The organism is Microbacterium sp. Bi128 (assembly GCF_918698205.1).
This window is the reverse complement of the sequence record NZ_CAKKMM010000187.1, coordinates 1-7710: the sequence shown is the minus strand read 5'-3', so window position 1 is coordinate 7710 and position 7710 is coordinate 1. Positions and strand designations below refer to the sequence as shown.

General features: G+C 69.4%; 10 protein-coding genes. 8 read left to right on the top strand and 2 right to left on the bottom strand.

Features of this window, described 5'->3' with window-relative positions; translation table 11 throughout:
• A partial coding sequence (locus LQV45_RS13930) for a LysR family transcriptional regulator (RefSeq protein ID WP_230007545.1) occupies positions 1-180 on the bottom strand: 180 nt, incomplete at its 3' end.
• A gap of 131 nt (positions 181-311) precedes the next feature.
• On the opposite strand from LQV45_RS13930, the gene LQV45_RS13925 reads away from it, so the two are divergent.
• Positions 312-1673: an MFS transporter gene (locus LQV45_RS13925; RefSeq protein WP_230007544.1), complete on the top strand. Its 1362-nt coding sequence runs from the start codon at positions 312-314 to the stop codon at positions 1671-1673.
• A gap of 5 nt (positions 1674-1678) precedes the next feature.
• Positions 1679-2428, top strand: a complete 750-nt coding sequence (locus LQV45_RS13920) for a 3-hydroxybutyrate dehydrogenase (RefSeq protein ID WP_230007543.1) — start codon at positions 1679-1681, stop codon at positions 2426-2428.
• Between the two features lie 71 nt (positions 2429-2499).
• Here the strand turns inward: LQV45_RS13920 and LQV45_RS13915 are convergent, their stop codons facing one another.
• Positions 2500-3591, bottom strand: a complete 1092-nt coding sequence (locus LQV45_RS13915; RefSeq protein ID WP_230007542.1) for a hypothetical protein — start codon at positions 3589-3591, stop codon at positions 2500-2502.
• A 210-nt stretch (positions 3592-3801) separates the two neighbouring features.
• Here LQV45_RS13915 and rpsF point away from each other — a divergent pair, with 210 nt between their 5' ends.
• The 6 genes from rpsF (at position 3802) to LQV45_RS13885 (ending at position 7525) form a co-directional block, all read left to right on the top strand.
• Positions 3802-4194, top strand: a complete 393-nt coding sequence (rpsF, locus tag LQV45_RS13910) for a 30S ribosomal protein S6 (RefSeq protein ID WP_138177630.1) — start codon at positions 3802-3804, stop codon at positions 4192-4194.
• Between the two features lie 5 nt (positions 4195-4199).
• On the top strand, positions 4200-4712 hold the full coding sequence (locus LQV45_RS13905; protein WP_230007541.1) for a single-stranded DNA-binding protein: 513 nt from the start codon (positions 4200-4202) through the stop codon (positions 4710-4712).
• Positions 4713-4813: 101 nt separating this feature from the next.
• Positions 4814-5068, top strand: a complete 255-nt coding sequence (gene rpsR, locus LQV45_RS13900) for a 30S ribosomal protein S18 (RefSeq protein WP_013584646.1) — start codon at positions 4814-4816, stop codon at positions 5066-5068.
• 10 nt (positions 5069-5078) lie between these two features.
• Positions 5079-5531, top strand: a complete 453-nt coding sequence (gene rplI, locus LQV45_RS13895) for a 50S ribosomal protein L9 (RefSeq protein ID WP_230007540.1) — start codon at positions 5079-5081, stop codon at positions 5529-5531.
• Positions 5532-5775: 244 nt separating this feature from the next.
• The gene (locus LQV45_RS13890) at positions 5776-7101 is read left to right on the top strand and encodes an amidohydrolase family protein (protein ID WP_230007539.1); all 1326 of its coding nucleotides are present in this window, start codon (positions 5776-5778) and stop codon (positions 7099-7101) included.
• Positions 7094-7525 (top strand): cupin domain-containing protein, encoded by a 432-nt coding sequence (locus tag LQV45_RS13885; RefSeq protein WP_230007538.1) that lies wholly within the window; start codon positions 7094-7096, stop codon positions 7523-7525. Before LQV45_RS13890 ends, LQV45_RS13885 begins: the two co-directional genes overlap by 8 nt.
• Positions 7526-7710: the final 185 nt, after the last annotated feature.

Below are 7710 nucleotides of genomic sequence, written 5' to 3'. Positions count from 1 at the left end.
GGTGAGCTCCCAGCCTCCCGAGGCGCGGGAGAGCACGCGGCCACCCAGCGCCTTCTCCAGCGCCGCGATCCGGCGGGAAACGGTGGTGTGGTTCAGTCCGAGCGTCTGTGCCGCCGTCGTGAATTTCGCCGAACGGGAGACTGCGAGCAGGACCAGCAGGTCATCGGGATTGGCGTTCATATCTGCAATTCTGCACATAGCGGGTGCTGGTTTGGCCATTGAATCGCCGTGGATGTGCGGTAATACTCAATGAAGCCATTTCAGTGCTGTGCGTCACAGCGCGTGTCACCGTGGACACTAAGGAGAATCAGATGAGCGTAAACGAACGCTCTGCAACAACCGCCGCAGCACCCGCATCCAAGGGTTCCGGGCTCAAGAAAATCGTCGCCGCATCGATGGTGGGAACCGTCGTCGAGTGGTACGAATTCTTCCTCTACGCCACCGCCGCGAGCCTGGTCTTCGGTACGTTCTTCTTCCCGTCGACGGGATCCCCCTATGACGGCATCATCGCGGCGTTCGTCACCTACGCGGTCGGGTTCGTCGCCCGCCCGCTCGGCGGCATCGTGTTCGGCCAGATCGGCGACCGGTTCGGCCGCAAGCCCACGCTGCAGGCGACGATCGTCATCGTCGGCGCGGCGACCTTCTTGATGGGATGCCTCCCGGGTTTCGCCTCCGTCGGATACTGGGCGCCCGCGATGCTCGTGGCCCTGCGCTTCATCCAGGGCTTCGCCGTCGGTGGCGAGTGGGGCGGCGCCGTGCTGCTCGTCGCGGAGCAGAGCCCGGACCGCACGCGCGCGTTCTGGTCGAGCTGGCCGCAGGCGGCCGTCCCGGTCGGAAACCTCCTGGCCACGACCGTGCTGCTGATCACCTCGTTCGTGCTCTCGCCCGCGGCGTTCCTCGACTGGGGCTGGCGCATCGCGTTCTGGCTCTCGGCCGTGATCGTGCTCGTCGGCTTCTACATCCGCACGCATGTCGAAGAGGCCCCGATCTTCCTTGAGGCCAAGAAGCAGGTCGAGCAAGAGAAGGCCACGTCGTTCGGCGTCGTCGAGGTGCTGCGCCGCTACCCCAAGGGTGTCGTCCAGGCGATGGGCGTGCGCTTCGCGGAGAACATCGTCTACTACATCGTCGTCAGCTTCTCGATCGTCTACCTCAAGACGGTGCACGCCTACGACACGAGTCAGCTCCTCCTCGCGCTGCTCATCGCCCATGTCATCCATTTCGCCGTGATCCCCCCGCTCGGCCGTCTCGCCGACCGCATCGGCCGCAAGCCCGTGTACCTGACGGGCGCGATCCTCAGCGCGACGTGGGCGTTCTTCGCCTTCCCGATGTTCGACACGCTCAACCCCGTCGTCATCGTCGCCGCCGTCTCCATCGGCCTGGTGTTCCACGCCGGCATGTACGCGCCGCAGCCCGCCGTGATGGCCGAGCTGTTCCCGACGCGCATGCGCTACTCGGGCGTTTCGCTCGGAGCCCAGGTCACTGCGATCCTCGCCGGTTCGCTCGCGCCGATCCTCGCGACGCAGTGGCTGCGCGACTTCGGCTCGTGGCTGCCGATCGCGCTGTACATCGTGGCCGCCTGCGTGCTCACCTCGATCGCCGTACTGTCGCTGAAAGAGACGCGCGGCATCTCGCTGCGCGCCATCGACGCCGCCGACGCCGCGCGGGGGAAGTAGGGACCATGAGCATCGACCTCAGCGGACGCCGCGCCCTCGTCACCGGCGGTGCCAGCGGCATCGGTGCCGCGATCGCGCGAGCGTTCGCCGAGGCCGGCGCGACCGTGACGGTCGCCGATCTCAACGCCGAGGGTGCCGCGGCGCTCGCGGATGAGATCGGCGGCCGCTCCTGGGCGGTCGACCTGTCGGACACGGCGGCCCTGGCCGACCTCCGCCTCGACGTCGACATCCTCGTCAACAACGCCGGCATCCAGCACGTCAGCCCGATCGAGGACTTCGCGCCGGAGCGCTTCTCGTTCATGCTTCGTCTCATGCTCGAGGCACCGTTCCTGCTGATCCGCGCGGCCCTGCCGGGGATGTACGAGCGCGGCTTCGGACGCGTGCTGAACGTGTCGAGCGTGCACGGTATACGCGCATCGGCATATAAGTCGGCGTACGTCACGGCCAAGCACGGACTCGAGGGCCTGTCGAAGACCACGGCGCTCGAGGGCGGCCCGCACGGCGTCACGAGCGTCTGCATCGACCCCGGGTACGTGCGGTCGCCGCTCGTCGAGAAACAGCTCGCGGATCAGGCGCGGGCGCACGGCATCCCGGATTCCGAGGTGCTCGAGACGGTGCTGCTGAAGGATGCCGCGATCAAACGGCTCGTCGAGCCGGCCGAGGTCGCGTCGCTCGCCCTGTGGCTGGCGGGCCCGGATGCCGCGATGGTCACGGGAACGAGCTACGTCATGGACGGCGGCTGGTCGGCGCACTGACTGCGGCGGCGAGTCCGGCCCGGGCGGGAGTGTGCGCCCGGACTCCTGAGTTCCGAGACGTCGGTGGCGGGTCAGCCGACGATGATGTCCACGACGACCGAGAACAGCCACCACCCGATCGCGAGCACCGCGATCACCGCCCCGATCCACGAGAAGCCGCGGCGCAGCCGCCGGCCCTCGCGGGCGACGCCGGCGGGCGGGGGAGTGAGGAGCGGAACGCCCGACGCGGCGGGTGCGGCGCCGGCGGAGAGGCGCTCGTCGCGCCACCGCGCCCACTGCGCGAGCTTGTCGTCGATGGCATCCACCGTGCCGAAGATCCACTCCCACACGGCGGGGTCGAGGGTCGAGAGCTCGCGCCGGGCGTAGAGGAACAGGCGGTCGTCGACGATCTCGACGTCGAGGGCGGCGGCGTTGTCGACGAACCGCGCCATGACGTCGGGGGTGAAGAGGTATAGGGCGTCGCGCTCGTAGCCCTTCGGGCAGTACAGCGCGAAGTACCGGTCGAAGTCGCCCTCGAGGCTCAACCGCTGATCGCGGCTGAACATCGCCGGGAGGTTGGACCCACCGAACAGGCCGTTGTTGCCCACGGCATCCAGGACGATGTGGGGCAGCGGCGTGTCGAGCCGGATCTCGACGTACGCCCACTTGTGCGTCTGCTCGTTCTTGCCCGATCCGGTCTTGTACGTGTAGTTGCCGATCTCGACGCCGCGGGGGAGCGGTCCGCGCACGACGTCGGTCGCCTCGCGGTCGCGTCCTTCGCTGAAGATCATGCCGGGCAGGCCGGGGTTCGGGACCGTCGGGGTCCAGGACATGCCGTTGGCTTCGGCGAAGCGCGCGAGCCGGTAGCGGCGCTCGGCTCGCCCGTGGAACAGCGTCGCCAGTGCGTATCCGACGGCGAGCACCGCGGCGACGAACACCAGGAGGAAGAGGATGCCGATCGGGCTCGGCCGGCCGTCGGCGTCCGCGAGCAGTCCGAAGCTCACCACTGCGGCGAGCAGCGTCGCCGAGAGCAGCAGGATGCTACCCACGACGACGAACCCGACCACCGTGATGACGATGCTCGTGAGCTTCCCCTCGCGCCGCAGTCGGGCCGTGAACGCGCGCACCTCGGCGCGGTCGACCGGCCCCGTGAGGGCTGAAGTGTCCAGGGCGGTACCGCTCATGCCCCCACGCTACCGAGCGCCGGCGAGACGCGAACCGAGCGGCGCGATCCACGGCCGAAACGCTCGATTCCCGCAGGGGAGTGGCATCCGTTAGACTACGAAGGTTGTCTGGCGACGCCCATGCGCGTGTAAGCCCGAGACGACGTGCAACACACCCTCCTGCTGCCGGGAAATGCCCGTCAGCCGTTCTAGTCCGAAGGAGGTGGGTTAGTGACGCACCAGTACGAACTCATGGTCATCTTCGACCCCGAGGTCGACGAGCGCCAGGTCGCTCCGAAGCTCGACGGGTTCCTCAAGGTCATCACCAACGATGGGGGAACCATCGAGAAGGTCGATGTCTGGGGCCGCCGCCGTCTGGCCTACGAGATCAAGAAGAAGAACGAAGGCATCTACGCCGTCGTGGACTTCACCGCCACGAGCGAGGCCACGCAGGAGCTCGACCGTCAGCTGAAGCTGAACGAGCAGATCATGCGTACCAAGGTCCTCCGCGCCGAGGAGGCCATCGCTCAGGTCGCCGCCGAGGCGAAGCGCTCCGAGGAGAAGGCCGCTCGCAAGGCTGCCGCTCCCCGCAAGGTCGAGTCCGCCGAGAAGGCTGCGAAGTAACGACGATGGCCGGCGAAACCGTCATCACCGTCGTGGGCAACCTCACGGCCGACCCCGAGCTGCGGTACACGCAGAACGGCCTGCCGGTGGCGAACTTCACGATCGCGTCTACTCCCCGCACGTTTGACCGTCAGGCGAACGAGTGGAAGGACGGCGAGGCGCTGTTCCTGCGCGCCTCGGTGTGGCGCGAGTTCGCCGAGCATGTCGCCGGTTCGCTGACGAAGGGTTCCCGTGTCATCGCGACCGGTCGCCTGAAGCAGCGCTCCTACCAGGACCGCGAGGGCAACAACCGCACCTCGATCGAGCTGGAGGTCGACGAGATCGGCCCCTCGCTCCGCTACGCGACCGCTCAGGTCACTCGCGCTGCCTCTTCGGGCGGCGCCGGTGGCGGCGGCGGACAGCGTCAGCAGGTCCAGCAGGGCGCCGACGAGCCGTGGTCGACCCCCGGGTCGAACAACGGCGGCGGCGCCGACGCGTGGAGCACTCCCGGTTCCTACGGAGACGACACCCCGTTCTGATCTCGCTGCGCCTCACGGCGTGACGACCCCGAAAATTCCGGATGCCACCCGCCAGGCGGCTCGCCCGCCCCGGCATCCGAACCCACACGAAAGAAGGAAGCATGGCTGGAAAGGCCACTGGCGACCGCCGCAAGCCGCGGAAGGGCGCGAAGAACGCCGCCCCCGCGAAGGCGATCCGCGTCGGCGTCATCGACTACAAGGACGTCGCGACCCTCCGCAAGTTCATCTCGGAGCGCGGGAAGATCCGCGCCCGTCGTATCACCGGTGTCTCCGTGCAGGAGCAGCGCCTGATCGCCCGCGCCATCAAGAACGCGCGCGAGATGGCTCTCCTGCCCTACGCCGGCGCCGGCCGCTAAGGAGCACCCGATGGCAAAGCTGATTCTCACGAATGAGGTCACCGGGCTCGGTAGCGCCGGTGACGTTGTCGAGGTCAAGAACGGGTACGCCCGTAACTACCTCATCCCCCAGGGCTTCGCCGTGTCCTGGTCCCGCGGTGGCGAGAAGCAGGTGGCGTCGATTCGCGCCGCCCGCGAAGCCCGCGCGATCCACGCTCACGAAGATGCCGTGGCGCTGAAGAACTCGCTCGAGTCGACCACCGTCAAGCTGGCCGTCAAGGCCGGTGCCGAGGGTCGTCTGTTCGGTTCGGTCAAGACCGGCGACGTCGCTGACGCCGTCAAGGCTGCCGGCCTGGGCGAGCTCGACAAGCGCAAGATCCAGATCACCTCTTCGATCAAGTCGGTCGGCGAGCACGAGGCGACCGTTCGCCTGCGTGACGACGTCACCGCCGTGATCACCCTTCAGGTGGTTGCCGCGAAGTAATTCGCGCCTGACACGGCCCCGGTCCCGCTTCGGCGGACCGGGGCCGTTCTGCGTGTTCGGCGGCGCTTCACGTCGCGCGATCCACAACGAAGGAAATCCGGTGGCCGGACATGCCGGATCCGGGGAGTCCCGCGGCGTGCCCGAGCGGGGCCCCGCGGATTTCCTGCGTTGTGTACCCTCGCGCAGCAAGATCCCCTTGTCTCGCGACACGTGGCCGTCACACCGCGTCCCTAGGCTGATCGGCATGACCGTCGATCGCGCACCCGAGCGCCCGCGGGTCGTGCTGTACTCGGCATCCCTCGTCGTCCCCATCACCGCGCCTCCGATCGTGGGCGGGGCGATCGCCGTGGCCGGTGGGCGCATCCGCCACGTGGGGGAGCGCGAGTGGGTGCGGCACGAGCTGCGCCAGCGCGGCGTGGAGTTCGACGAGGTCCACTGGCCTGGCATCCTCACCCCCGGACTCGTCAACGCCCACTCCCACCTGCAGTACACCGGCATGGCCGAGGTCGGGCGCGGCTCGTACGCCGGGTTCGAGGATTGGGCCGAGGCTTTCGAGCCGGTCTACGAGTCGGGCTTGGACTGGGCGGCGGATGCCAGGGCGGGAGCCGCACAGATGATCGCCGCCGGCACGACCGCCGTGGCCGACATCGTCACCGACGTCGAGGCGGCATCCGCTCTGCACGACGCGCGGCTGCACGGCATCACCTACTGGGAGGTGATGAGCTGGACCAACGCCGCGTGGGCCGAGCGGGGGAGGGCCGAGGTCGAGGCGCGGCTGGATTCGCTGCCGGCGCCGCCGGGGACCGGCCTGTCGCCGCACGCGCCGTACTCTCTCGACGTGGAGCCGCTGCTCGAGATCCCCGACATCGTGCGCGAGCGGGGGAGCCGCCTGCACATCCACCTCGGCGAGGCAGCGTTCGAGCGCGAGCACGGTGAGGCGTTGCCGTGGCGGGAGCGGCGGCCCGCGAGCTTCCAGGCGCTGCGCGACGAAGGCTTCGGCACCGGGGCGACCGAGTTCGTCGACGAGCTCGGGGTGCTCGGACCCGACTGCCACATCGCGCACGGCGTCTACATGACCGCGCGCGACCGTTCGGTGTTGCGGCAACGAGGGACCACCGTCGCCCTGTGCCCGCGCTCGAACGCGGTGATCGGTCTCGACGAGCCGCCCGTGGCCGCGTACCTCGTCGAGGGCAATGCGATCGCCGTGGGCACCGACTCGCTGTCGTCGTCGCCGTCGCTTGACCTGCTCGCCGACGTGGCGGCGTTGCACCGCCTCGCACGCGCCCAGGGGTACGCCAACCGCGACCTGGCCGCGCTGCTGCTGCGGGCGGCGACGCTCGGCGGGGCGCATGCGATGGGGCTCGACACCGGGCCCGACCGCACGGGATACCTCTCGGTCGGCGCCGTGGCCGACCTCGCGTTCTTCGACATCGCTCCCGCTGACGTCGACGACACGATCGAGCACCTCGTCGTCGACGGCGCCGGGCGCGCGGCGGCGACCTTCATCGACGGCGAGGTGCGCTTCGCATCCGCCGCCTTCACCCGAGAGACCGGAGTGCACCGTGACTGACGACCGCCCCGCCACCGCCCGCCTGCTCGACCTCGAGCCGCACGCCGAGGGCGGCTGGTTCCGCCGCATGTGGACCGGCTCGTACGCGGTCGAGACGCCCGGGGGAGTTCGGCCGGCGGCGACCTGCATCCATTACCTGCTGACGCCGGGCGAGCACAGCGCCTGGCACGTCGTCACGAGCGACGAACTGTGGCTATGGCACGGTCCGGGCCGCCTCGAGCTGTCGTTCGGCGGCGACGGGATCTCTCCCGAGCTCACGGATGCCGTCGTGCTCGGCGCCGACCTCGCGGCGGGGGAGCGGCTGCAAGCCACGGTCCCCGCGGGCGTGTGGCAGGCCCCGCGCCTCGTCGACGACGCGGAGTGTGTCGTCAGCTGCCTCGTCTCGCCCGGCTTCAGCTTCGAGGACTGGCGCCTGGCCGATTGAGCCGGGTCCGCTCGCGGGGCGGTTGTTTTGGGGCGGTTGGTCGGGCGCGGTTGCCTCGGGTGAGGGTGCGTCGGGCGCGGTCCGGGGCGCAGCGGGTGCGGGCGGCGGAGGAGATTCGGGGAGCGGAGGGCGGAAGGGATGCCGGCGGTCCTCCGCCGCGAGATTCTCCTCCCGTCGCGGGGTGC